Genomic DNA, 23,573 nt, shown 5'->3' with positions numbered 1-23,573 from the left:
CAGGCCTGAAACTGTAGCGATCGCGCAAGTCTACGCCCTGCTCAGCCCGTGAGGTAGCGACCGATCAGCGCCAGCCCACTGGCCAGCACCAACCAGGTGACCAGACGCACGAAGGCCTCGCGGGACAGGCGCAGGCTCAGGCGCCGCCCCAGCCACAAGCCGCTCGCCATCACCGGCAGCAAGCACACCGCCAGCCACAGCAAGCGACTGTCGGCATACACCCCGGCCACCAGGAACAGCGCCAGCCGCACCAGGGTGCTGCAACTGATCAATGCGCTCTGCGTCGCCCGCACGTGCTCCTTGGCCGTCAGCCGCGCACTGAGGTAGATCGCATAGAGAAAGCCGCCACTGCCGAACAGTGCCCCGAACAGCCCGCCCACCGTCCCCATGGGCACCGCCCAGGCGGCGGCCAGACGATGCGGGCGAGCCTTCACGCAGAGGCTGTAGAGCGCGTAAGCGGTGACGAACAGCCCCATGAGCAAGAGCAGCAGGTCCGATTTCAGGTGCAGCAGGAACGCCACGCCCAAGGTGCAGCCCAGCGCCATGCACGGCAGCAGGCGCAGCAGTTCGCTGCGCACCACATCACGTCGCGACGGCAGCAGGTTGCCGAAAGCGGCGACGAAATCGAGCAACACCAGCAGCGGAATGATCCGCGACAACGGCATGAAATGGATCAACACCGGCCCGGCAATCAACGCGGTGCCGAAGCCGGCAATGCCAAAGACGACGTAAGCGGCAGCAATGCCTAATAGGATCGGCAGCCACTCCAACCCTGTAAAAGGAAGCGCAATGAACATGTGCAGGTTTCCTGGAAAGACAGCACAAGGTTAGCCACCCTTAAGCTATGCCGACTAATATGCCTTGACCCCCATACCCATCTCGAAAAGGCATATCAAGGATGACCTCCCTCCGCCAACTGCGCTACTTCGTGGAAATCGCCGACAGCGGCAGCTTCACGGCGGCTGCCGAGCGGCTGTACGTCGCCCAATCGGCCTTGAGCCGCCAGATCAAGGAACTGGAGCAGCATCTCGGTACACAGCTGTTCGAGCGCACCGCACGCCAGCCTCGATTGACTCCGGCCGGCGAAGCGTTTCTCGGTCGGGCTCGGCAACTCCTGGCAGACCTGGACAGCGCACAGCGCCTGGCGCTGGAGGTCGGACAAGGTCTGCGCGGCAGCCTGCAGTTGAGTCATTCCAGCACCGTTCCCCTCACGGGCGAACTGCTGACGCGCCTGAGCAGCTATCTGCGAAACCATCCAGAGGTCAACCTGGAAATCGCCCAGCAGTCATCGGAGGCGCAACTGCTGGACATCGCCGAAGGACGCCTGGACATCGGCCTGCTGCGCCTGCCCGTGCTGCGCCAGCACGAAGGCGTCGAACTGCACGAGCTGTTCAGCGAACCGCTGTTGCTGGCCGTCGCGGCCGAGCATCCGCTGGCTGGCGTGTCTGAAGCCGCGCTGGAGCGCTTGAAGGACGAACGCTTCGTGTCCGTTCCCCACCGGCATCGAGGCGGACTGAGTTACTTGTCGGCTTCGCTGTGCCTGGACGCAGGATTCTTTCCCAAGGCCGCCCAGGTGGTGTCACGCAAGACCACCCAGCTTCAATTGATCGAGGCCGGTTTGGGCGTGGCGCTGTTGCCGGCCTGCATGCGCGACATTGCCCCGGTTTCGCTGAAGTTCATCACACTGAAACCACGCTGTGACAGCACGGTGGCCTTGGCCTGTCGCGCTGACGCGAGCGTGCTGGTGAGGCAGTTCGTGGCGGCGATGACGGCGTGAGGTCGGCTGATGGGGGGCACCACCCCTGCGTACCCCTCGCTGCCACCCAAGGAGCGGACACAGACAATCGCAAGCGTTGTCCTTTATGATGCCCGCCATGATCAGAGACCCTTTCGAACGACTCGGCCTGGACCGCGAGGTCCTCACCGTCACCCAGCTCAACGGCCGCGCCCGCGTGCTGCTCGAGGACGTGTTCCGCAGTGTCTGGGTGGAAGGCGAGATATCCAACCTCGCCCGCCCAGCCTCCGGCCACCTCTACTTCACCCTGAAAGACAGTGGTGCCCAGGTGCGCTGCGCGCTGTTCCGGCAGAACGCTGCGCGGGTTCGCCAGGCCCTGCGTGACGGTCTGGCGGTGAAGGTACGCGGCAAGGTGTCGCTGTTCGAGGGCCGTGGCGACTACCAGTTGATCGTCGACAGCGTCGAGCCGGCGGGCGATGGCGCCCTGCGCCTGGCCTTCGAAGCCCTGAAGGAAAAACTGGGCGAACAGGGCCTGTTCGCCGCCGAGCGCAAACAGCCGCTGCCGGCGCATCCGCGGCGCATCGGCATCGTCACCTCCCCCACCGGCGCGGTGATCCGCGACATCATCAGCGTCTTCGCTCGCCGCGCACCGCAGGTGGAACTCAACCTGATCCCCACGGCGGTGCAGGGGCGCGAAGCCGTCGGGCAGATCGTGCGCGCGCTGCAGCGGGCCGACAGCCTTGGCTTCGACGCGCTGATTCTGGCCCGTGGCGGTGGCTCGCTGGAAGACTTGTGGTGCTTCAACGAAGAACCGGTGGCGCGCGCCATCGCGGCCTGCGTCACGCCGATCGTCAGCGCGGTGGGGCATGAGACCGATGTGTCGATCAGCGACTTCGTCGCCGATGTGCGGGCCCCCACGCCCTCGGCGGCCGCCGAATTGCTGGCGCCCGACAGCAGCGGTCTGCTGCAACGCCTGGACAGCCTGCAACGCCGTCTGCTGTTGCGCATGAATGCCCGCTTGAGCCACGACCGTCTGCGCCTCGACGGCCTGGCCCGACGCCTGCGCCATCCACGCGAGCGACTGCGCCAGCAGGCCCAGCGCCTGGACGACCTGGACATGCGCCTGCGCCGCGCCTTCATGCTCGACCTGAACCAGCGCCAGCAGCGCCTGGGCCGTCTCGACACGCGCCTGGCCGCGCAGCATCCCGGGCGCACCCTGGCCCTGCTGGGACAGCGCCTGGACAGCCTGGGCGAACGTTTGCCCAGGGCCATGCAGGCAGTGCTTCGTGACCGTCGCCAGCGCTTCCAGGCGCAATTGCAAACGTTGCAGATCGTCAGCCCCCTGGCCACCCTGGCGCGCGGCTACAGCATCCTGCTCGACGACCGTGGCCAAGCGATCCGCAGCGCCGCCCAGACTCACAACGGCCAACGCCTGACCGCACGCCTGGATCAGGGCGAGTTGCAGGTGCGGGTCGAAGACAACCATCAGACCCCGGTCACCCTCTCGCTTCTGGACTGACACATGCCCCGTCTGCTCGCCCCCCTGCTCGCCCTTTGCGCCCTGCTGCTGACCGCTACGGCCCAAGCCAGCTACATCACCCGCACCTTGAACAAACCCGTGCCTGGCGGCGTTGCGGTGGTCGATCTGGGCCCTGCCGCCAGCGCCCCGAGCGCTCGCTTCGAGGGCAAGCCGGTGCTGGTGGTCAAAGAGCAAGACCGCTGGCTGGCCATCGTCGGCCTCCCTCTCACCCAGAAGCCCGGTCCTGCCAGCCTCACCCAGGGCACGCGCACCTTGCCCTTCAGCGTCGGCAGCAAGAAGTACCCAGAGCAACGCATCACCCTGAAGAACACGCGCCAGGTCAATCCTGAGCCGGACGACCTCAAGCGCATCGACCGCGAATTGGCCGAACAGATCAAGGCGTACCGCAGCTTCAGCCCAGGCGTGCCCAGCAACCTGATCCTCGACAAGCCAGTCAATGGTCCCCTGTCGAGCAAGTTTGGTGTGCGCCGCTTCTTCAACGGCGAGGAGCGCAATCCCCACGCGGGTCTGGACTTCGCCGTGCCCGCCGGCACGCCGATCAAGACCCCAGCCAACGGCAAGGTCATTCTGGTGGGCGATTATTTCTTCAATGGCCGCACGGTGTTCGTCGACCATGGCCAGGGCTTCATCAGCATGTTCTGTCACATGTCCAAGGTGGACGTGCAGCCAGGGCAGGTATTGCGCCGTGGCGACGTCGTCGGGCGAGTGGGCTCTACTGGACGGGCGACCGGGCCGCACATGCATTGGAACGTCAGCCTGAACGATGCGCGGGTGGACCCGGCGATTTTCATCGGTGCGTTTCAGCCTTGAGGGCAGTGGCGGCCGTTCGCAGGTGAATCCGCGAACGGCCGTCCGCTCAAAAAAACCGAGTTGCGCCATCCAAAAATACTGCGCAACAATTCAAAACCCTTTATTAAAATCTAGCTATTGAATCTCGCCAAAAGGGTTTATTTAAGCATTCCTCTCAATTTTCTCCCGCCGCTTGCCAACCCCCATGCCACTGGTTAGGGTTGAGGGCATGAAAATCGCCAACACCCTCATTCTGCTCCGCCAACACCGCAGCCTTTGCCTGGTCAGTGCACGACTACCTGGCTGAACCGCATCGCCCCGCCGCGTCATCTCGTCACCGCTTGGCAGGCCCGATCAGGCCGCACATTTAAAGGATTGCTCCAATGACCATGCTCAAAGACCCTTCCAAGAAATACCGCGCCTTCCCCACCATCGACCTGCCCGACCGCACCTGGCCTTCGCAAACCCTCACCCAGGCGCCAATCTGGTGCAGCTCCGACCTGCGTGACGGCAACCAGTCGCTGATCGAACCGATGGATGCGGAAAAGAAGCTGCGCTTCTGGAAGACCTTGGTGCAGGTCGGTGTGAAAGAAATCGAAGCGGCCTTCCCCTCGGCCTCGCAGACCGATTTCGACTTCGTGCGCACCCTCATCGAAGATGGCCACATCCCCGACGACACCACCATCCAGGTGCTCACCCAGGCCCGCGAAGACCTGATCGCACGTACCTTCGAGTCCCTGCGCGGGGCCAAGAAAGCCATCGTCCACCTGTATAACGCCACCTGCCCGTCATTCCGCCGCATCGTCTTCAACCAGGACAAGCAAGGCGTGAAGGACATCGCGGTGAACGCCGCCAAGCTGTTCGTCAAGTACGCCGCCCAGCAGCCAGACACCCAATGGACCTTCCAGTACTCCCCGGAAACCTTCAGCGCCACTGAAATGGCGTTCGCCAAGGAAGTGTGCGACGCGGTGATCGAGGTGTGGAATCCGACGCCGGAACACAAGATCATCCTCAACCTGCCAGCCACCGTCGAAGTGGCCACGCCGAACGTCTACGCCGACCAGATCGAATGGTTCTGCCGCCACGTCAACCGTCGCGACAGCGTCATCATCAGCCTGCACACCCATAACGACCGTGGCACCGGCATCGCCGCCACCGAGCTGGGCTTGATGGCCGGCGCCGACCGCGCCGAAGGCTGCCTGTTCGGCAACGGCGAGCGCACCGGCAACGTCGACTTGGTCACCCTGGCGCTGAACCTGTACACCCAAGGCATCGACCCGCAACTGGACTTCTCCGACATCGACGGCGTGCGCAAGGTCGTCGAAGAGTGCAACCAACTGCCCGTGCACCCACGTCATCCGTATGTGGGCGACCTCGTGCACACCGCCTTCTCCGGCTCTCACCAGGACGCCATCCGCAAGGGCTTCACCCAGCAGAAGGACGGTGAGTTGTGGGAAGTGCCGTACCTGCCGATCGACCCGGCCGACATCGGCCGCAGCTACGAGGCGGTGATCCGCGTCAACAGCCAGTCCGGCAAAGGCGGCATCACCTACCTGCTGGAGCAGGAATACGGCATCAGCCTGCCGCGTCGCATGCAGATCGAATTCAGCCAAGTGGTGCAAGGCGAGACCGATCGCCTGGGCCTGGAAATGACCGCTCAGCAGATCTACAGCCTGCTGCACAAAGAGTACCTGCAAGCCAACGCACCCTACGCGCTGGTCAGCCATCGCCTGCAGGAAGAGAACGGCAGCAGCGCCGTGGAAGTGGAAGTGGCCGGTGAAGGCGAAACTACCCTGCACTGGCGCGGCAAGGGCAACGGCGCCCTGGAAGCCTTGGTCGCCGGCCTGCCGGTCGCGGTCGAGATCATGGACTACAACGAGCACGCCATCGGTGCCGGCACCAACGCCAAGGCCGCAGCCTACATCGAACTGCGCGTGGCCGGCGGTCGTCCGGTACATGGCGTGGGTATCGACGAGAACATCACCACGGCCAGCTTCAAGGCCCTGTTCAGCGCCCTGAACCGCTCGCTGAGCCAGCAGTCTGCCAAAGCGGCCTGATTGCCCGCGCACTACCCTGAGAGCCCGCCTCGCAAGACGCGGGCTTTTTGTTGTGCGCAGGACAGTCGCTCGTGCGCAGCAGACCGCCTCCCCCAGCAGAAACTGGCGTCACAGGTCTGAGCACGACAACGGCTGGTCTCGCAATTCAAGGTCGCCTGATCGTCGAATCACAGGCAAAAAAAGGGGCGCCGACCAAGCGCCCCACAAGCCGTACAGCACACAACGAAATTCGTATCAGCCCAGCAACGCCATGGCCTCGGCGCTGCACGCCTCGATCCGCGCCCAGTCGCCGCTCTTGACCCAACTGCTGTCGAGCATCCAGGTGCCGCCAACGCACATCACGTTCGGCAAGGCCATGTAGCTGCGGGCATTGGCCGGATTGACGCCGCCGGTAGGGCAAAAACGGATGTCGCCGAACGGGCCGCCATAGGCCTTGATCGCGGCGACGCCACCGACTACTTCTGCCGGGAAGAGTTTGAAGCGGCGATAGCCCAGCGCGTAACCGGCCATGATTTCCGATGGCGTGCTGATGCCTGGCAGCAGCGGGATGTCGCTGCGAACACCGGCCTCGAGCACCTCAGCCGTGATGCCCGGCGTCACCACGAATTGCGCGCCCGCGGCTTCGACGGCGGCGAACATCGCCGGGTCGAGCACGGTGCCAGCGCCGATGCACAACTCGGGGCGCTGTTCGCGCAGCACGCGGATGGCCTTCAAGCCGTGCTCGGAGCGCAAGGTCACCTCCAAGGTGCGAATGCCACCGGCGGCCAGCGCGTCGGCCAACGGCAGGATGTCCTGCTCGCGGGCGATGGTGATCACCGGCAGGATGCGCGCCTGGGCGCAGATCTGGTCGATGCGGGCGGCTTTTTCGGCCATCGAGCGCAGCGGTTGGGGGCGTTCAAGGGTGGTCATGACAGTGGATCCTTGGCTCATGGGCACCAGTAGATGTCCAGGGGGTCGTGAAGAAAGGCGCGAATCGGCATCTGCGCGGCATCATTGGCGGCCAATGCAGCGCGCAGGGCGGCGAGCTTACCCGGGCCTTGCACCGACAAGGCAGTGAAGGCGGCGCTGGACAGCAGCGCGCGGGTCATCGACAGGCGCTGGTGCGGCACGCTTGGCGCCAGCATCGGCAGGCAGCGACGGCTGGCGCCAGGGTCCAGGCCCTCAGCCAGGTGCGGACTGTCCGGGAACAGCGAAGCGGTATGGCCATCATCGCCCATGCCCAGGATCAGCACGTCGATGGGCGGCAACTCGGTCAGTGCCTGGTCCGCCGCTTCTGCTGCGGCCTCAAGGTTGTCGCCGCGCTGGTAAAGACCGAGGAAACGAGCCTTGGCCGCCGCGCCCTTGAACAGGTGGCGGGCCAGCAGCCCGGCATTGCTGTCGGCATGCTCGACCGGCACCCAGCGCTCGTCGGCCAGCGATACCGTGACCTTCGACCAATCCAGCGACGCGCTGGAAAGCTGCTCCAGGAATGCCACGGGGCTGCGCCCCCCGGACACCACCAGGCACGCCTGGCCCTTGGCGGCCACGGCCGAAGACAGCCGCTCGGCCACATCGGCGGCCAACGCCGCAGCCAGCCGCTTGCTGTCGGCCAGTTCATGGACCTTCACGTTGCTCGGCAGTCGCAGTTCAGATATCGCCATACCAGGCTCTCCCATCGCGAGTGATCAGTGCAATCGAGCTCATCGGGCCCCAGGACCCTGCCGCATAAGGCTTGGGCGCATCGCCAGCGTTCTTCCAGCCGGCGATCAACTGGTCGCACCAGGTCCAGGCGTACTCGATCTCGTCCTTGCGCACGAACAGGTTCTGGTTGCCGCGCATCACTTCGAGCAACAAACGCTCGTAGGCATCCGGAATCCGCGCGCTGCGCCAGGTGTCGGAAAAATTCAGTTGAAGTGGGCCACTGCGCAGGTGCATGCCCTTGTCCAGCCCCTGCTCCTTGGTCATCACCCGCAGCGAGATGCCTTCGTCCGGTTGCAGGCGGATGATCAGCTTGTTGCCAATCTGCAGACGCTGCTCCGGAGCGAAGATGTAGTGCGGGGTTTCCTTGAAGTGGATGACGATCTGCGACAGTTTCTGCGGCATGCGCTTGCCGGTACGCAGATAGAACGGCACGCCGGACCAGCGCCAGTTGCGGATATCGGCACGCAGGGCGACGAAGGTTTCGGTGTCGCTCTGGGCATTGGCATTGTCTTCTTCCAGGTAACCAGGCACCGGCTTGCCGTCGCTGTAGCCGGCAATGTACTGACCGCGCACCACCCGGGTGCTGAGCCCGTCACCGGTGATGGGTGCCAGCGCCTTGAGCACCTTGACCTTCTCGTCGCGGATGCTGTCGGCCGACAGGTCGCTGGGCGGGTCCATGGCGATCAGGCACAGCAGCTGCAACAGGTGATTCTGGATCATGTCGCGCAACTGGCCAGCCTTGTCGAAGTAGCCCCAGCGACCTTCGATACCGACTTTCTCGGCCACGGTGATCTCCACGTGGGAGATAGAGTTCTGGTTCCACTGGGTTTCGAACAGACTGTTGGCAAAACGCAGGGCGATCAGGTTCTGGACCGTTTCCTTGCCCAGGTAATGGTCGATGCGATAGACCCGGCTCTCGGGGAAGAAGCGCGCCACGGCGTCGTTGACCCGACGCGAGGACTCCAGGTCATGACCGATGGGTTTTTCCAGCACCACGCGGGTGCGCTCGGCCAAACCGACCTTGTCGAGGTTTTCGCAGATGGCGCCATACACCGCTGCCGCCGTGGCGAAATAGGCGATCAGCGGCAGGCCCTCGCCGGCCTGCTCGGCCAGCGCGGTATAGCCCTCGGCCTGGACGAAATCCAGGTGCAGGTAACTCAGGCGCGCGATGAAGCGCTGCAAGGTCTGAGGGTCGATATCGGCATCCGGCACGAAGCGCCGCAACTGGGCTTCGATGGTCGCCAGGTGATCGTCGGCGCTGCCCGGCTCACGGGCCAAGGCCAACAGGCGCGTGTCGGCGTGCAGCAGGCCGGCGCGATCGAGCTGATAGAGGGCAGGAAACAGCTTGCGCAACGCCAGGTCGCCGAGGGCGCCGAATAGGGCGAAAGTGCAAGGTTCTACGCTAATGGCCGCCATGATGTTGGTTCTTTTATTAAAGTGGACGTAGGAATACCGTTTTCAGGCGTACTTTTCAAGAAGGATGTAGTAAAAACAACAACATTACCCCTAAGTGGTACAGACGTGTGGTATGACACACCCACCCTCAGTACGATAGACAACCCTGCAACATGCCGGCAGTTCCCGCAGCCGGCCGCGTTTCCGACCCAAGGACAACCCATGGACCGTGTGCGAAACCTCCTGGAGCAGATCCAGGGACGCCTCGACGAGCTGAACAAGGCCGAACGCAAAGTCGCCGAGGTCATCCTCCTCAACCCGCAGCAGGCCACGCGCTTCAGCATCGCCGCCCTGGCCCAGGTGGCCAAGGTCAGCGAACCGACCGTCAACCGCTTCTGCCGCTCCTTCGGCGTCAGCGGCTATCCCGAACTCAAGCTGCAACTGGCACAGAGCCTGGCCAGCGGCGCGGCTTACGTGAGCCGCGCGGTGGAAGCCGACGACGACCCGGCCGCCTACACCCAGAAGATCTTCGCCAGCGCCATCGCCTCGCTCGACAGCGCGTGCCAGCAGATCGATCCGCAGCAGGTCAGCCGCGCCGTGGACATGATGATCCAGGCGCGCCAGATCCACTTCTTCGGCCTCGGCGCCTCGGCCCCGGTGGCCATGGACGCGCAGCACAAATTCTTCCGCTTCAACCTGGCCGTGTCGGCCCACCCCGATGTGCTGATGCAGCGCATGCTGGCATCGGTCGCGCACACCGGTGACCTGTTCGTGATCATCTCCTACACCGGACGCACCCGCGAACTGGTGGAAGTAGCCCGCCAGGCTCGGGAAAACGGCGCCTCGGTGCTGGGCATCACCGCCGCCGGTTCGCCGCTGGCCAGCGCCTGCAGCCTGAGCCTGCACTTGCCGCTGCCGGAGGACACCGACATCTACATGCCCATGACTTCACGCATCATCCAGCTGACCGTACTCGACGTCCTGGCCACCGGCATGACCCTGCGCCGGGGCTCGGACTTCCAGCCGCACCTGCGCAAGATCAAGGAAAGCCTCAACGCCAGCCGCTACCCCGCCGAGGACAACGAGCTCAACTGAGCCGATGGGCCTGCAGCGTCAACTGTGCGCGCTGCCCGGGCGCCAGCCTCAGCCCCTCGGCGCTGCCGCTGGCGGCCTCGACGCAGACGAAACCCTGGCTCTCGCGACCGCTAACCCCCATCAGCGGCCGATTGCCGGGATGCCAGACCACGGTGTCGTCGCTGTCGCTGGTGTCGATGTACAGTTCGCGCTCCCAGGCCGGGTCGTGTAACTGCACCTTCGGCGTGCCCGGATACACCTTCTGGCAGCCCCCGTTGAGGGTCAGCGCGCCTTCTTCGCGGCAGGCCTGGCGGTTGAGCCGGTCATAGCCGTCGATGTCCTCGAGACCCGACAAGGCGACCTGCGACACGTCGCTGATGCGCCAGAACGCCAGCAGGGCATGGCTCAACTGGCACGGCTCGCTGTCCTGGTGCTCGGTGCTCAAGCGCAGTTCCATGCTCGCACCCAGCCGCGCATGCAGGTCCACCTGCCAATCGCACAGGTCCAGGCGCCAGGTGAGACTCACCCCCTGCTCGTCCTCGCAACTGTCCAGCAGCTTCCAGTCCAGCAGCCGGCCCCAGCCGTGGGCCGGCCACAAGTCCTCACTGGGATGACGGCCATACCACGGCCAGCACACCGGTACCCCGCCCCGAATCGCACCCACCTGCGGCCACTGCTCGGCGCACCACAACCAAGGCTTCTCACCGGTCGGCTGGAAGTGCAACAACTGCGCACCCTGGCGACTGAACACCGCCTGGCAGCGAGGATGATCGATGATCAGGACATCGCGCTGCTGGTGACGCTCCCACTCGAAAACCGGTCTCGGCCGTTGCGAGGTGAAGAAGCGCTGGAGCGGATGTTCGGACATTTCAGAGACACTCTTGTTGTTGAGACAGCGCTATCTCAGCCCTGGAAAAAACATCCACTGCCAGGCAGTGGATGTCGGGGTGAGAGGCGATGGCGTAAATTTACAACAATCGGTCTCAGAATGACGACTGAATCTTCAGGCCGGCGACCAGTGCGTTGTCGACTTCGTCCACGCCGCCCGGACGCTTGATGTACTGCAGGTTCGGGCGCACGGTCAGCCAGTTGGTGACGTGGAAGCCGTAGTACAACTCGGCGTTGTACTCGGTGCGCTGCAGCGGCAGGAAGGCCGGGTTGTCATAGTCGTCGATGCCGTTGAAGGCATTGATCTGCTCGGCGCGCTTCTTCACATCGTCGTTGACATGGATGCGGGCGATGCCGAAGCCGATGTCATCCTTGGGCCGTGCATCGAAGGCGCCTTTGTAGACCATGCCCACTTGCTGGTAGTTGTCGACCACGTTGGTGGCCTTGTCGTGCACGGTGAAGTTGGCGAACAGGTTCAGGCCGCGGCTGGCGTCGCCGTTGTGCGCAGTGACCTGTTGCTGGGCCACCACCCACCAGCCATGCTTGCTGGAATGCGACTTGAAGTCGGTACCCGAGATGCCCTGCGGGTTGCCATTGATGTCCTTGTACACGTCGGTGGCGTCGGCGGTGCTGTAGTAGTAGCCCAGGCGGTACTCGCCCGGCAGGCCGTTGACCTTCGGCGACCAGACCATCTCCACCGGCAGGATCGCGCCCTTGGTGCCACTGCCGCTGAGCTTGAAGCCGTTGCCGGTCTCCAGGTTCGAAGGGTTCTGCTCGAAGGCGCCGACCTGAACGAAGAACTCTGGGGTGATGTTGTACTTCACGCGCAGCGCCCACTGGCTCACCGGCCAGTTGTACCAGATGCCGCCCACCCAGTTGCCCACCTGCGAGCCGCAGAACGCCAGGTTCTGGAAGTCGCAGGGGAAACTGTTGAAGTCTTCGCCCGGACCGTAGCGGCCGAATTTGACGTCCAGCGCGCCGTCGAAGTACTTCTGCTTGACCCACATCTGGGTCAGGCGCCAGGTCTGGCCACGGCCCCAGACTTCCTGCACCGAGCTGAACTGCCCGGCGCGTGGATCGCTGATGCGGTCGTTGGACAGGTTGCGCCCGCTGCGCTCGGTGATCGCCAGCTTGAACTCGGCGTCGTGCCAGCCCAGGATCTTCTGCAGGTCCAGGTGCGCGCCGAGGGCGAACTGGTCGCTGTAGCGCGCGGTCTTGTCGTGGTTGTAGCCACCGCGCAGATTGCCGGCCACCTCGCCGACATAGTCCACGCTGAAGTCATAGCCTTTTTCCAGCAACTCGGTGCGCGTGCCGCCCCAGTCGCCGGTCATCCATTTCGAGTCGCTGGAGAACGCCTCGGCGGCGTGCGCGCCGGTGCTGCCGAACAGGGCAAGCAGGGTCAGCGATCCCAGGGCCTTGATACGTTTGCGATGTTCCATCCGTTGGTTCCTCTTTTCTTGTTATCGATGGGGGGTGTACTTCAGCGGCCTTTGAAACGCGCGACGTTGTCCTTGATCGTCGCGTGGGTCGCCGGCAGATCCAGGCGCTCGCCGGTGGCTGCGTCGAACAGCAGGACCCGCGCCGGGTCGAACTGCAGGTTGAGGCTGTCACCGACACGGCAGGCGACATCCGGCGCCAGTCGGCAGCAGACCTTGGTCTGGTTGAGGGTGACGAACACCAGCAGGTCCGGGCCGGTGGGCTCCAGTACCTGCACCTCGGCGCGCACGGCCGGCAGGCCATTGCCCTCGGTGGCGCCCAAGGCGATCTGTTCAGGCCGTACGCCGAGAATCACCTCGCGTCCTTCCAGCCCATCGCCGTGCACGCCCAACGGCAGTTCGCAGCGGGCCTGGCCGCTGTCGAGTTGGGCGAACAAGCGACCGTCCTGGCGGCTCAGGTGCACCGGAATGAAGTTCATCGGCGGCGAACCGATGAAACTGGCGACGAACAGGTTCGCCGGATCGTTGTAGATCTGCTGCGGGGTGCCGAACTGCTGGATGATGCCGTCCTTCATCACCGCCACCTTGTCGCCCAGGGTCATGGCCTCGATCTGGTCGTGGGTCACATACACCGTGGTGGTCTTCAGGCGCTGATGCATCAGTTTCATTTCGGTGCGCATCTCGACCCGCAGCTTGGCGTCGAGGTTGGACAGCGGCTCGTCGAACAGGTAGATCTTCGGTCGCCGCGCCAGCGCCCGACCCATGGCCACGCGTTGCTGCTGACCACCGGACAACTGGCTCGGCTTGCGCGTGAGCAGGTGCTCGATCTGCAGCAGCTTGGCCACCCGCGCCACCTCTTCGTCGATGGCGGCCTGGGGCATCTTGCGAATCTTCAGGCCGAACTCGATGTTCTCGCGCACGCTCATGGTCGGGTACAGCGCATAGGACTGAAACACCATGGCGATGTCCCGGTCCTTGGGGCTCATGCCACTGACGTCCTCGCCATCGATCAGGATCGCACCGCCGGTGATCTGCTCGAGCCCGGCGATGCAGTTCATCAGCGTCGACTTGCCGCAGCCGGAAGGGCCGACCAGGATCAGGAACTCTCCGTCGCCGATGGCCAACTGGATGTCCTTGAGGGTATCCGGCAGGCCGCTGCCGTAGGTCTTGTTTACATTGCGAAGTTCGAGCGTTGCCATGACTTACCCCTTGACTGCGCCGGCGGTCAGGCCGCGCACGAAATACTTGCCCGCCACCACGTAGACCAACAGCGTCGGCAGCGCGGCGATCATCGCGGCGGCCATGTCGACGTTGTATTCCTTGGCGCCGGTGCTGGTGTTGACCAGGTTGTTCAAGGCCACGGTGATCGGCTGCGAGTCGCCGCTGGAGAACACCACGCCGAACAGGAAATCGTTCCAGATCTGAGTGAACTGCCAGATCAGGCAGACCATGATGATCGGCGTCGACATCGGCAGGATGATGCGCCGGAAGATGGTGAAGAACCCGGCACCATCCAGGCGCGCCGCCTTGACCAGCGCCTCGGGAATGCTCACGTAGTAGTTGCGGAAGAACAGTGTGGTGAAGGCCAGGCCGTAGACCACATGCACCAGCACCAGACCTGACGTGGTGCTGGCCAGGCCCAGCTTGCCGAGGGTGAACGAGGCTGGCAGCAGCACGGTCTGGAACGGCAGGAAGCAGCCGAACAGCAGCAGACCGAAGAACAGCTGCGAGCCGCGAAAGCGCCACATCGACAGCACGTAGCCGTTCAGCGCGCCGATGGTGGTGGAAATCAGCACGGCCGGCACGGTGATCAGGATCGAGTTGAGGAAATAGCCGTTGACCGTGGCCCAGGCCTTGCTCCAGCCGATGGCCGTGAACATCTGCGGCCAGCTCAACAGGTTGCCGGTGCTGATGTCTTCCGGGGTCTTGAAGCTGGTCAACAGCATGACCACCAGCGGCACCAGGTACAGCAGCACGGCCACCAGCAGCACCGCGTGGATGGCCACGCGCCCCAGGCTCAGGCCGGGTTTGGCGACGACGTCAGTCATGGCGTTTGCTCCGCAGCTCGGAATACAGGTAAGGCACGAGGATCGCAAGGATCGCCCCGAGCATCAGGATCGCGCTGGCCGAGCCCATGCCCATCTGCCCACGGCTGAAGGTGAACGAGTACATGAACATCGCCGGCAGGTCGGAGGAGTAGCCCGGACCGCCAGCGGTCATGGCCGCCACCAGGTCGAAACTCTTGATGGCGATGTGCGAGAGGATCATCAGCGAGCTGAAGAACACCGGGCGCAGACTCGGCAGCACCACGGACCAATAGATGCGCGGCAGGCTCGCGCCATCGATCTGCGCGGCGCGGATGATCGAGGGGTCGACGCCGCGCAGGCCGGCGAGAAACATCGCCATGATGAAGCCCGACGCTTGCCACACGGCAGCGATCACCAGGCAGTACACCACCCGGTCAGGGTCGATCAGCCAGTCGAAGCGGAAACCGTCCCAGCCCCAGTCGCGCAGCAGCTTGTCCAGGCCCATGCCCGGGTTGAGCAGCCATTTCCAGGCGGTGCCGGTGACGATCATCGACAGCGCCATGGGATACAGGTAGATGGTGCGGATCATGCCCTCGCGGCGGATGCGCTGGTCGAGAAATACCGCCAGCAGCACACCGATCACCAGGGTGACGCCGATGAACAGGCCACCGAACACCAGCAGGTTCTTGCTCGCCACCCACCAGCGGTCGTTGTCGAACAGCCGCATGTACTGGGCCAGGCCCGCCCATTTGTAGGTGGGCAGGAAGGTCGAGGTGGTGAACGAGAGAACGAAGGTCCACAGGATGTAGCCGTAGAAACCCACCAGCACGATGAACATGCTCGGCGCCAGCACCAGCTTGGGTAGCCAGCGCTGCAACGCGTCCAGGGGTGAGGCCCGCAGGCGGGCGGTGGTCGTGGTCATGGAAGGGATACCCCGATGGAAGAAAGCACACACGCTGCAGGCGCGGCGATTGGCCGCCCCTGCACAGCCTCAGCTATTGGGCAGACTTGATCGCTGCCGCCAGCTTCTTCGCCGCGTCGGCCGGCTCGGCTTTCGGGTCGTTCATGTAGTTGGTGATGACATCGAAGAAGGCGCCCTGCACGGCGAGCGTGGTCGCCATGTTGTGCGCCATGCTCGGCTGCAGGCCACCGGACTTGGCATCGGCCAGGAAGTCCTTGGCAGCGGTCTGCGCGCAGCTGTCGAAGCCGAACGTGTCCATGTGCTCGAGCATGTCGTTACGCACGGGGATCGAGCCCTTGTTGATGCTGAAGGTCTTCTGGAAGTCCTCGCCCAGCACCTTGCGCGCGATGTCTTTCTGGCCCTCGGCGGTGCCTTTGTCTTTCTGCTTGAACACCGCCAGCGAGTCGATATTGTACAGGAAACCCTTGCCGGTACCGGGGAATGGCACGCACTGGTAGTCCTTGCCCGCGACCTTCTTGGCCAGGGTCCACTCGCTTTTGGCCCAATCGCCCATCATCTGCATGCCGGCCTTGCCGTTGATGACCTTGGCCGCTTCCAGGTTCCAGTCTTGGCCCTTGCCGTCCGGGTCCATGTAGCTGGCGACTTTCTTGAGTTCGGTGAGCGCCTTGATCATCTCAGGGCCAGTGAGGGTCTTCTCGTCGAGGTCGACCATCGCCTTCTTGTAGCCGTCCGCGCCCATCACGGCGAACACGACGGTCTCGAACACGGTGCTGTCCTGCCACGGCTGGCCACCGTGGGCCAGGGGAATGAAGCCTGCGGCCTTGAGCTTGTCGGCGGCGGCGTAGAACTCTTCGAGGGTCTTGGGCGGCTGTTCGATGCCGGCCTTCTTGAACACTTCGGGGTTGATCCACAGCCAGTTGATGCGGTGGATGTTGACCGGAACGGCCACGTAGTCACCGTCGTACTTGACGGTGTCGGCGACCTTTTTGTCGAGCAGGCTATCCCACTTTTCTTCCTTGGCCACATCCTTGAGCACGTCGGTGTCGAGCAGGCCCGTAGACGCCCATTCCTGGATGTCGGGACCTTTGATCTGGGCGACGCCGGGCGGATTGCCGGCCACGGCGCGGCTCTTGAGCACGGTCATGGCCGTGGCGCCACCGCCACCGGCGACCGCGCCGTCCTTCCAGGTGAAACCGTCCTGCTCGACCTGGGCCTTGAGGACATCGACGGCGGCCTTTTCACCGCCCGACGTCCACCAGTGAACCACCTCCACACTCCCTTTGGAGTCGGCGGCCTGGGCACTGAGCGGCAGAAGCGAGGCGAGGGAAATAGCGGCGGCGAGACAGAGCTTGGAATTCATTGGAGTACCTTTCTTCTTGTTATGCAGTGCAAGACTGGCGCTTGCGTTGCATCGATTCTAGAGAGCGAGGCCGCCCCGTCAGGTAACGAAGCGATGCCTGAATGTCATCGTTTGGTGACATTCGCCTGGGCCAGGGCTGTAGTCAGGCTTGGCGCCAGGGCCAGGCGCGGCAGCAGCACGGCCTGATAGGCATGGTACAGGTCCGGTTTTCCGCCCCAGATGCTTGCGCCAGGGCGGTTCTGCGGATCCAGCTCATGGTGCCAGCTACCGTGGACCAGATCGATGAAATGCATCGCGATGAAATCCCAGAAGCGGCGATACCACTGCTCATAGTCGGTTTGTCCGGTACGGCGCAGCAGCGCGGCGGCGGTGGCGCAGGCTTCGGCGTGCACCCAGTGCAGACGCGCGCGCACCACCGGGCGATTGTGCCAGTCGAGGGTGTAGACCAGCCCTGGCGCACCATCGACGTTCCAGGCGTGGCGGCAGGCCCCGGCGAACAGTGACCGGGCAGCCTCGCACAGCCAGCCCGGCACTTGCAGCCCGGCCCGCTGGCGCGATGCCTCCAGGTGCAGCAGCAGGCGTGCCCATTCGAAGGCATGGCCCGGTGTGCTGCCGAAGGGACGGAAGCCGTCGGCGGGGTTTTCGCGGTTGTAGTCCGGCAGCGGCTGCCAGTGGGCATCGAAGTGCTCGACCACCACGAAGTCGTGGGCCGCGGCGTGATGCTGGATCAGCCGCTCGGCGATGCGCAGGGCGCGATCCAGCCAGCGGGTCTGGCCGGTGACATCGGCCAGGGCGAGAAACGCTTCGGTGGCGTGCATGTTGCTGTTGGCGCCCCGATACGCCTCGGCCTGCGACCAGTCCTCGGCGAAGGATTCGCACAGTGCGCCCTCCTCCTCGCGCCAGAAGTGCGCCTCGATCACCGCGATGGCATCGTCCAGCAAGGGCCGGGCACCGGCAGCACCGGCCACCACCGCCGAACTGGCGGCCAAGGCGACGAAGGCGTGCAGGTAGGCGGTCTTGCTGCGCTCGCCTTGCTCACGCGCATCGATGTACCAGCCGTCGTGGCGCGTATCGCGCAGCGGGCCATCGAGCAACTCGGCCACGCCGTGGGCGACCAGCGGCAGGCAGCCGGGAATGCCCTGCACGTGGGCCATGGCGAAGCAGTGGATCATGCGGGTGGTGTTCAGGGTATCGGCCATCGCTGCGCCGGGCAGCGCACCGCGGGCATCGAGGCCGGCGAAGCCACCGGGCAGGCGCGAGGCCTTGGCGAAGCTGACCAGACGCTGGCCTTCGCCCAGCAGCCAAGCCTGGTGGGCCGGCGAATCGAGCCAGCGGCCGGTGGTAAAATCGAGGCTGTCCATCAGCGGCGTGGTCCTTGCCAAGGACAGGCCGGGTGCCTGTCGTCAGCGGATTCTAGCCAGCCCTCTGCGCGATCATGTCACGAAGGCCAGCGCGAATGTCACCAAGTCGTGACATCCGCGCCTCGCCCCTCTGAGCTCACTCCATCAGCCGCGGCAGGCACAGCGTCACCCGCAGCCCGCCTTCGCGCAGGTTCAGCAGGCTCACCTCGCCGCCGTGGCTGTGGGCGATGTTGCGGGCGATGCCCAGGCCCAGGCCATAGCCCTGCTGCTGCGCCGCCAGGCGAAAGTGCGGCTCGAATACCTGTTCCAGGCGCTGCTCCGGCACGCCCGGGCCCTGGTCGTCGACCTGCAACACGAAAGCCTCCGGGCCGTCGATGATCCGCAGGTGCGCGCGCTCGCCGTACTTGATGGCGTTATCGATGAGGTTGCCGATGCAGCGGCGCAGCGCCAGTGGCTTGCCCTGATAGGGCGCCAGCACTTTTCCCTCGACGGTGATGCGTCCGTCGCGCAGGTAGGGTTCGGCAAGAATCTCCAGCACCTGGTTGAGGTCGACCGGCTCGATGTTCTCGTGAATGTCGGTGTCCTTGACGCACTGCAGCGCCCCCTTGACCAGCAGCTCCAGCTCGTCGAGGTCACGGCTGAACTTGGCCTGCAACGCCTCGTCCTCGAGCAGCTCGACACGCAGGCGCAGGCGGGTAATTGGCGTACGCAGGTCGTGGGAGATGGCGCTGAACAACTGCGAGCGTTCGGTCAGGTAACGGCTGATGCGCTCGCGCATGGCGTTGAACGCCCGCCCCACTTCCACCACTTCGCTGCCTCCCGCCTCGGCCACCGGCGGCACGTCGGCGCCCAGCGACATCTCCCGGGCCGTGCGTGCCAGGCGCTTGAGCGGCAGGCTCTGCCAGTGCACCAGCAAGCCGATGAACAGCAGCAGCAAGGCGGTGGTCAGGACGATGAAACCGATCTGCTGACGCGGCAGGCCCTGGGGTTCGAGCCCCGTGTAGGGCTCGGGCAGCAACGAAGCGATGTACAGCCACTCGCCCTCGTCGAGGCGAATCTGGGTCACCAGCACCGGTGGATTCAGCGGTTCCAGGGTCAAGGCGTAGTGCGCCCAGGAGCGCGGCAGCTCATCGAGCTTCAGACCGCTGTTGAAGATGCGCAGGTCATCGGGGCTGACGAATTCGACGGAGATTTCCATGCCCTGGCCCAGGCGCTCATGCAGCACCTCACTCACCACTTCGATCACCGCCTGCTTGCGCGAGGTGACGGGCAGCACCGACATGTCCAGCGGTTTGTCGTTGAGCGAAACGAAGAAACGCGTGCCGCCCATGCTGCGCAGTTGATCGAGCACCATCGGCCGGTAGGCCACCGGCAAGGAGCGGAAATAGCTGACGCTGGCGCTCATGGAATGGGCCAGGCTGCTGGCGCTGGCGCGCAGCCCCTGTACCTGACTGGCGCGCAGTTGGGCCAGCCAGATCAGGCTCGAGAGGCCTTGGGCGATCAGCACCACCAGCAAGGTGAGCAGCAGCATGCGCCCCAGCAACGAGCGCGGCAGCAGGCGCCAGCGGCGCTCGACGCCCTGTTCAGCCGGCACAGCAGACATTCGCCGCGAGCAGGTAGCCACTGCCGCGTACGGTGCGGATCAGCCGTGGCGGTTTGTCGGTGTCGCGCAGCCGTTGGCGCAGGCGACTCACCGCCATGTCGACGATGCGGTCCAACGGCATCGGTTCACGGCCACGGGTGGCATTGCCGATGGTGTCGCGGTCGAGGATCTGCTGGGGATGATCGAGAAACAGCTTGAGCAGGGCGAAGTCGGCACCGGAGAGAATCACCTCCTCGCCGTCGCGGTGGAACAGCCGGTGGCTGACCGTGTCCAGGCGCCAGTCGTCGAAGGCCAGCACTGCGCTGGCGGGGCTCGCCGTGGTGAAGTCGCAGCGGCGCAGCAGGGCTTTGATCCGCGCTTGCAGCTCGCGCGGGCTGAACGGCTTGCCCAGGTAGTCGTCGGCGCCGAGCTCCAGGCCGATGATGCGGTCGGCCTCATCGGAACTGGCGGTCAGCATGATGATCGGCACCCGCGACTGGCGTGGATGCTGACGCACCCAGCGGCACAGGCTGAAGCCGTCTTCGTCGGGCAGCATTACGTCGAGGATCAGCAGGTCGTAGTTCCCGGCCTCCAGGGCGCGGCGAAAACCCTGTCCGTCGGGTTCGGCCTGCACCTGCAAGCCGCAGCGGCTGAGGTAGGTTTGCAACAGCTCGCGAATATCCTGGTCGTCGTCGACCATGAGGATGGTCTTACCGGCAGTGCTCACAATGGAATCCCTTTGGTGGGGGCAGGTCTTGGTGCCTGCTGGAGGCATTGTATAAGCGCTGAGGCGGGCGCGGGGCAAGTCCGTGCGGTGTTGCGCCGCCAAGGACCGCCCCGCGCGATGGGGTTCACGGCATCAGTGGGCGAGCACCTGCTGCAACGCGACGCCGGCGCCGAGAAGCCCCGAGAACTCGGCTGTCACCAGCCACACCGGTACGCCGGGGAAGTAGCCGCTCATGCAGCCTTTGTCGGCGAAACTGGTGGCGAAGCCGCTGCGCAGGAACAGCTCGACGAAGCGCGGGATCACGCCGCCGACGATGTACACGCCGCCCCGCGCGCCCAGGGTCAGCACATTGTTGCCCGCCACCCGGCCGAGGAAGCGCGAAAACTGCTCGATCACCGCCAGCGCACGCGGCTCGCCGCCGAGCGCCGCCTCGGTGATCTGCGCCGGGGTCTTGTGCTGCGCCGCGGCGCCGTCCAGCGCGCAGATCGCCTGGTACAGGCGCACCAGTCCGCCACCGCTGAGCACGGTTTCGGCACTGACGTGACCGATCTGACCCTGGATGTGCTGGTGGATCGCAGCCTCACGGGCGTTGCCCACCGGCAGGTCGACGTGGCCGCCCTCGCCTGGCAACGCCATCCAATGCTTGTTCAGGTTGAGCAAGGTGCCCACCCCCAGGCCAGTGCCCGGTCCGATGATGAGCGCCGGACGCGCCTGATCGGCCTGGCCCGGACACACCTCGACGAACTCGCCCGGCTTGAGCCGGGTCATGCCCAGGGCCATGGCGGAAAAGTCGTTGAGCAGCAGCAGGCGCTGGACCTGCAGGGTGTTGCAGAACGCCGTGCGGTTCAGCCGCCAATGGTTGTTGGTGAAGCGAAAGTCGTCGCCGTCCACCGGCCCGGCCACCGACAGGCAGACATCCGACACGCCGCCACGGGCGATGCCCTGCTCGTGCAGATAGGCCTCGATGGCCTGCTCGGGGCTGGAATAATCCGCCGTGGCCAACACCTGCACGGCGTGCAGGTCGTTGTCGCGCCACAGGGCAAAGCGTGCGTTGGTTCCACCAATGTCGCCGACCAGCAAGGCCTTCATTTGAATCGCTCCAAAGCCGAGGTAAAGGCGCTGGCGCCCTGCTCTGCCGGGCTGAATGCCATGCGCATGAAGCCGAACAGCTCGCGGCCGCAGCCCAGGTCATTGCCCTGGGGTGCTTCAGGCTGATCGCGCCCGGCCAGTTCTTCGGCCGACACCATCAGTTGCAGCGTACCTTCGACACCGTCGACGCGCACGATATCACCGTCGCGCACCTTTGCCAGCGGGCCGCCATCAAAGGCTTCCGGGCACACGTGGATCGCTGCCGGGATCTTGCCCGAGGCGCCGGACATGCGCCCGTCGGTGACCAGCGCGACCTTGTAGCCACGGTCCTGCAGCACCCCGAGGAACGGCGTGAGCTTGTGCAGCTCGGGCATGCCGTTGCAGCGCGGGCCCTGGAAGCGCACCACGGCGACGAAATCACGCTCCAGTTCGCCGGCCTTGAAGGCATCGGCCAGCGACTGCTGATCGTGGAAAATGCGCGCGGGGGCTTCGACCACCTGGTGCTCCGGGGCAACGGCGGAGACTTTCATCACGCCACGACCAAGGTTGCCCTCCATGACCCGCAGCCCGCCCTCGGCCGAGAACGGCCGTGCCACCGGGCGCAGGATGCTTTCGTCCAGACTCTGCAACGGACCCTCGCGCCAGACCAGCTTGCCGTCCTCCAGGAACGGCTCCTGGGTGTAGCGACGCAGACCATGTCCGGCCACGGTATTGACGTCCTCGTGCAGCAGCCCGGCATCGAGCAGCTCGCGGATCAGCAAGCTCATGCCGCCGGCCGCCTGGAAGTGGTTGATGTCGGCCTTGCCGTTGGGGTACACGTGCGACAGGGTCGGCACCACCTCGGACAGGTCGGCCATGTCCTGCCAGGTGAGCTGGATACCCGCGGCCTGGGCGATGGCTGGAATGTGCAGCGTATGGTTGGTCGACCCCCCGGTGGCATGCAGCGCGACGATGGAATTGACCAGCGCCTTCTCGTCGACGATTTCGCCCAAGGGCATGAAGTTGCCGCTGGCCTTGGTCATGCGCGTGACCTGCTGCGCCGCCTCGGCGGTGAGGGCATCGCGCAGCGGCGTGTAGGGGTTCACGAACGAGGCGCCCGGCAGGTGCAGGCCCATCACCTCCATGACCAGTTGGTTGGTGTTGGCGGTGCCGTAGAAGGTGCAAGTGCCGGGACTGTGGTAGGACTTCATCTCCGATTCCAGCAGTTCTTCGCGGCTTGCCTTGCCTTCGGCGTAGCGCTGGCGCACGTCGGCCTTTTCCTTGTTGGAGATGCCCGAGGGCATCGGCCCGCCTGGCACGAAGACGGTCGGCAGATGACCGAAGCGCAGCGCGCCCATCATCAGCCCAGGCACGATCTTGTCGCAGATGCCGAGCATCAGCGCGGCATCGAACATGTTGTGGGAAAGGGCGATGGCCGTGGACATGGCGATCACTTCGCGGCTGGCGATCGCCAGCTCCATGCCTGGCTCGCCCTGGGTAACGCCGTCGCACATGGCCGGCACGCCACCGGCGAACTGACCGACCGAGCCGATCTCGCGCAGGGCCTGTTTGATCTGTTCGGGAAAGTGCTGGTAGGGCTGGTGCGCCGAGAGCATGTCGTTGTAGGCCGAGACGATGGCGACGTTGGCCGCGTTCATCATCTTCAGACTCTGCTTGTCCTGGCTGCCGCAGCCGGCCACGCCGTGGGCGAAGTTGGCGCATTGCAGGCTGGCGCGCATCGGTCCTTCGCTGGCCGCGCCGCGAATGAGCTGAAGGTAGCGTTCACGGGTGGCACGGCTGCGTTCGGTCAGCCGGGCGGTGACCTCGAGGATGCGCGGATGCATGTACTGAACTCCAGGCTAGGGTAAGGGCGATCTGAACCGATCTCGGCGCTGGCGGCCATTGCCACCTAGGCTCAAGGCAGGGGCGAAA

Annotated in this window: 20 protein-coding genes; 5 read left to right on the top strand and 15 right to left on the bottom strand. The window is 64.8% G+C overall.

Going from position 1 to position 23,573, the window contains the following annotated elements:
- Nucleotides 1-41: 41 nt before the first annotated feature.
- Complete coding sequence (locus NJ69_RS01710) at nucleotides 42-797, bottom strand: sulfite exporter TauE/SafE family protein (protein ID WP_039575720.1); 756 nt, start codon at nucleotides 795-797, stop codon at nucleotides 42-44.
- A 101-nt stretch (nucleotides 798-898) separates the two neighbouring features.
- Between NJ69_RS01710 and NJ69_RS01705 the strand changes: the two genes are divergently transcribed.
- From NJ69_RS01705 to leuA, 4 genes are all read left to right on the top strand, one after another.
- Entirely contained in the window at nucleotides 899-1,777 is an 879-nt protein-coding gene (locus NJ69_RS01705) for a LysR family transcriptional regulator (protein ID WP_039575718.1), read from the top strand.
- Nucleotides 1,778-1,874: 97 nt separating this feature from the next.
- On the top strand, nucleotides 1,875-3,254 hold the full coding sequence (xseA, locus tag NJ69_RS01700; RefSeq protein WP_039583057.1) for an exodeoxyribonuclease VII large subunit: 1,380 nt from the start codon (nucleotides 1,875-1,877) through the stop codon (nucleotides 3,252-3,254).
- A 3-nt stretch (nucleotides 3,255-3,257) separates the two neighbouring features.
- Nucleotides 3,258-4,085: a peptidoglycan DD-metalloendopeptidase family protein gene (locus tag NJ69_RS01695; RefSeq protein WP_039575717.1), complete on the top strand. Its 828-nt coding sequence runs from the start codon at nucleotides 3,258-3,260 to the stop codon at nucleotides 4,083-4,085.
- A 362-nt stretch (nucleotides 4,086-4,447) separates the two neighbouring features.
- Nucleotides 4,448-6,121, top strand: coding sequence for a 2-isopropylmalate synthase (leuA, locus tag NJ69_RS01690; RefSeq protein WP_029613363.1), 1,674 nt, complete (start codon nucleotides 4,448-4,450; stop codon nucleotides 6,119-6,121).
- A 234-nt stretch (nucleotides 6,122-6,355) separates the two neighbouring features.
- On the opposite strand, the gene NJ69_RS01685 is transcribed toward leuA, so the two are convergent.
- Genes NJ69_RS01685 through zwf form a run of 3 tightly spaced genes read right to left on the bottom strand, consistent with a single transcriptional unit; the run spans nucleotide 6,356 to nucleotide 9,217 of the window.
- Nucleotides 6,356-7,030 (bottom strand): bifunctional 4-hydroxy-2-oxoglutarate aldolase/2-dehydro-3-deoxy-phosphogluconate aldolase, encoded by a 675-nt coding sequence (locus NJ69_RS01685; RefSeq protein WP_039575714.1) that lies wholly within the window; start codon nucleotides 7,028-7,030, stop codon nucleotides 6,356-6,358.
- A 17-nt stretch (nucleotides 7,031-7,047) separates the two neighbouring features.
- Nucleotides 7,048-7,761 (bottom strand): 6-phosphogluconolactonase, encoded by a 714-nt coding sequence (pgl, locus tag NJ69_RS01680; RefSeq protein WP_039575711.1) that lies wholly within the window; start codon nucleotides 7,759-7,761, stop codon nucleotides 7,048-7,050.
- Nucleotides 7,748-9,217 carry a glucose-6-phosphate dehydrogenase gene (gene zwf / locus NJ69_RS01675; protein ID WP_029613366.1) on the bottom strand — a complete coding sequence of 490 codons (1,470 nt, stop codon included), beginning with the start codon at nucleotides 9,215-9,217 and terminating at the stop codon, nucleotides 7,748-7,750. The genes pgl and zwf overlap by 14 nt, the downstream gene beginning before the upstream one ends.
- A gap of 210 nt (nucleotides 9,218-9,427) precedes the next feature.
- Here zwf and hexR point away from each other — a divergent pair, with 210 nt between their 5' ends.
- Nucleotides 9,428-10,291, top strand: a complete 864-nt coding sequence (gene hexR, locus NJ69_RS01670) for a DNA-binding transcriptional regulator HexR (protein ID WP_209435531.1) — start codon at nucleotides 9,428-9,430, stop codon at nucleotides 10,289-10,291.
- Here hexR and NJ69_RS01665 read toward each other — a convergent pair.
- The 11 genes from NJ69_RS01665 to edd form a co-directional block, all read right to left on the bottom strand.
- On the bottom strand, nucleotides 10,284-11,138 hold the full coding sequence (locus NJ69_RS01665) for a D-hexose-6-phosphate mutarotase (protein ID WP_039575706.1): 855 nt from the start codon (nucleotides 11,136-11,138) through the stop codon (nucleotides 10,284-10,286). The two genes, hexR and NJ69_RS01665, sit on opposite strands and share 8 nt — an antisense overlap.
- Before the next feature lie 115 nt (nucleotides 11,139-11,253).
- Nucleotides 11,254-12,597: a carbohydrate porin gene (locus NJ69_RS01660; RefSeq protein WP_039575705.1), complete on the bottom strand. Its 1,344-nt coding sequence runs from the start codon at nucleotides 12,595-12,597 to the stop codon at nucleotides 11,254-11,256.
- Nucleotides 12,598-12,638: 41 nt separating this feature from the next.
- A complete protein-coding gene (locus NJ69_RS01655; protein ID WP_039575703.1) occupies nucleotides 12,639-13,793 on the bottom strand; it encodes an ABC transporter ATP-binding protein in 1,155 nt (384 codons plus the stop codon).
- Nucleotides 13,794-13,796: 3 nt separating this feature from the next.
- Nucleotides 13,797-14,642 carry a carbohydrate ABC transporter permease gene (locus NJ69_RS01650; RefSeq protein ID WP_039575700.1) on the bottom strand — a complete coding sequence of 282 codons (846 nt, stop codon included), beginning with the start codon at nucleotides 14,640-14,642 and terminating at the stop codon, nucleotides 13,797-13,799.
- A complete protein-coding gene (locus NJ69_RS01645; RefSeq protein WP_029613368.1) occupies nucleotides 14,635-15,543 on the bottom strand; it encodes a carbohydrate ABC transporter permease in 909 nt (302 codons plus the stop codon). Before NJ69_RS01645 ends, NJ69_RS01650 begins: the two co-directional genes overlap by 8 nt.
- A gap of 73 nt (nucleotides 15,544-15,616) precedes the next feature.
- The gene (locus NJ69_RS01640; RefSeq protein ID WP_029613369.1) at nucleotides 15,617-16,903 is read right to left on the bottom strand and encodes an ABC transporter substrate-binding protein; all 1,287 of its coding nucleotides are present in this window, start codon (nucleotides 16,901-16,903) and stop codon (nucleotides 15,617-15,619) included.
- Nucleotides 16,904-17,007: 104 nt separating this feature from the next.
- On the bottom strand, nucleotides 17,008-18,264 hold the full coding sequence (locus NJ69_RS01635; RefSeq protein ID WP_039575698.1) for an AGE family epimerase/isomerase: 1,257 nt from the start codon (nucleotides 18,262-18,264) through the stop codon (nucleotides 17,008-17,010).
- A gap of 136 nt (nucleotides 18,265-18,400) precedes the next feature.
- Nucleotides 18,401-19,795: an ATP-binding protein gene (locus tag NJ69_RS01630; RefSeq protein ID WP_369811446.1), complete on the bottom strand. Its 1,395-nt coding sequence runs from the start codon at nucleotides 19,793-19,795 to the stop codon at nucleotides 18,401-18,403.
- Nucleotides 19,796-19,847: 52 nt separating this feature from the next.
- Nucleotides 19,848-20,621, bottom strand: coding sequence for a response regulator (locus tag NJ69_RS01625; RefSeq protein WP_430736661.1), 774 nt, complete (start codon nucleotides 20,619-20,621; stop codon nucleotides 19,848-19,850).
- 84 nt (nucleotides 20,622-20,705) lie between these two features.
- Nucleotides 20,706-21,662, bottom strand: a complete 957-nt coding sequence (locus tag NJ69_RS01620) for a glucokinase (RefSeq protein WP_039575693.1) — start codon at nucleotides 21,660-21,662, stop codon at nucleotides 20,706-20,708.
- Nucleotides 21,659-23,485 (bottom strand): phosphogluconate dehydratase, encoded by a 1,827-nt coding sequence (edd, locus tag NJ69_RS01615; protein WP_039575691.1) that lies wholly within the window; start codon nucleotides 23,483-23,485, stop codon nucleotides 21,659-21,661. The genes NJ69_RS01620 and edd overlap by 4 nt, the downstream gene beginning before the upstream one ends.
- Nucleotides 23,486-23,573 lie beyond the last annotated feature (88 nt).

It is taken from the genome of Pseudomonas parafulva, from assembly GCF_000800255.1.
Lineage (GTDB): Bacteria > Pseudomonadota > Gammaproteobacteria > Pseudomonadales > Pseudomonadaceae > Aquipseudomonas > Aquipseudomonas boreofloridensis.
This window is presented reverse-complemented; position numbering and strand designations above follow the sequence as displayed.

Bases quoted from the DNA above. Each gene is read 5' to 3' on its own strand.
- NJ69_RS01710 (WP_039575720.1), bottom strand. From the start codon at position 797: ATGTTCATTGCGCTTCCTTTTACAGGGTTGGAGTGGCTGCCGATCCTA.
- NJ69_RS01660 (WP_039575705.1), bottom strand. From the start codon at position 12,597: ATGGAACATCGCAAACGTATCAAGGCCCTGGGATCGCTGACCCTGCTT.
- NJ69_RS01695 (WP_039575717.1), top strand. From the start codon at position 3,258: ATGCCCCGTCTGCTCGCCCCCCTGCTCGCCCTTTGCGCCCTGCTGCTG.
- leuA (WP_029613363.1), top strand. From the start codon at position 4,448: ATGACCATGCTCAAAGACCCTTCCAAGAAATACCGCGCCTTCCCCACC.
- NJ69_RS01665 (WP_039575706.1), bottom strand. From the start codon at position 11,138: ATGTCCGAACATCCGCTCCAGCGCTTCTTCACCTCGCAACGGCCGAGA.
- NJ69_RS01630 (WP_369811446.1), bottom strand. From the start codon at position 19,795: ATGCTGCTGCTCACCTTGCTGGTGGTGCTGATCGCCCAAGGCCTCTCG.
- zwf (WP_029613366.1), bottom strand. From the start codon at position 9,217: ATGGCGGCCATTAGCGTAGAACCTTGCACTTTCGCCCTATTCGGCGCC.
- NJ69_RS01650 (WP_039575700.1), bottom strand. From the start codon at position 14,642: ATGACTGACGTCGTCGCCAAACCCGGCCTGAGCCTGGGGCGCGTGGCC.
- NJ69_RS01620 (WP_039575693.1), bottom strand. From the start codon at position 21,662: ATGAAGGCCTTGCTGGTCGGCGACATTGGTGGAACCAACGCACGCTTT.
- NJ69_RS01640 (WP_029613369.1), bottom strand. From the start codon at position 16,903: ATGAATTCCAAGCTCTGTCTCGCCGCCGCTATTTCCCTCGCCTCGCTT.
- NJ69_RS01625 (WP_430736661.1), bottom strand. From the start codon at position 20,621: ATGCCTCCAGCAGGCACCAAGACCTGCCCCCACCAAAGGGATTCCATT.
- xseA (WP_039583057.1), top strand. From the start codon at position 1,875: ATGATCAGAGACCCTTTCGAACGACTCGGCCTGGACCGCGAGGTCCTC.
- NJ69_RS01655 (WP_039575703.1), bottom strand. From the start codon at position 13,793: ATGGCAACGCTCGAACTTCGCAATGTAAACAAGACCTACGGCAGCGGC.
- NJ69_RS01645 (WP_029613368.1), bottom strand. From the start codon at position 15,543: ATGACCACGACCACCGCCCGCCTGCGGGCCTCACCCCTGGACGCGTTG.
- NJ69_RS01705 (WP_039575718.1), top strand. From the start codon at position 899: ATGACCTCCCTCCGCCAACTGCGCTACTTCGTGGAAATCGCCGACAGC.
- NJ69_RS01685 (WP_039575714.1), bottom strand. From the start codon at position 7,030: ATGACCACCCTTGAACGCCCCCAACCGCTGCGCTCGATGGCCGAAAAA.
- NJ69_RS01635 (WP_039575698.1), bottom strand. From the start codon at position 18,264: ATGGACAGCCTCGATTTTACCACCGGCCGCTGGCTCGATTCGCCGGCC.
- pgl (WP_039575711.1), bottom strand. From the start codon at position 7,761: ATGGCGATATCTGAACTGCGACTGCCGAGCAACGTGAAGGTCCATGAA.
- edd (WP_039575691.1), bottom strand. From the start codon at position 23,485: ATGCATCCGCGCATCCTCGAGGTCACCGCCCGGCTGACCGAACGCAGC.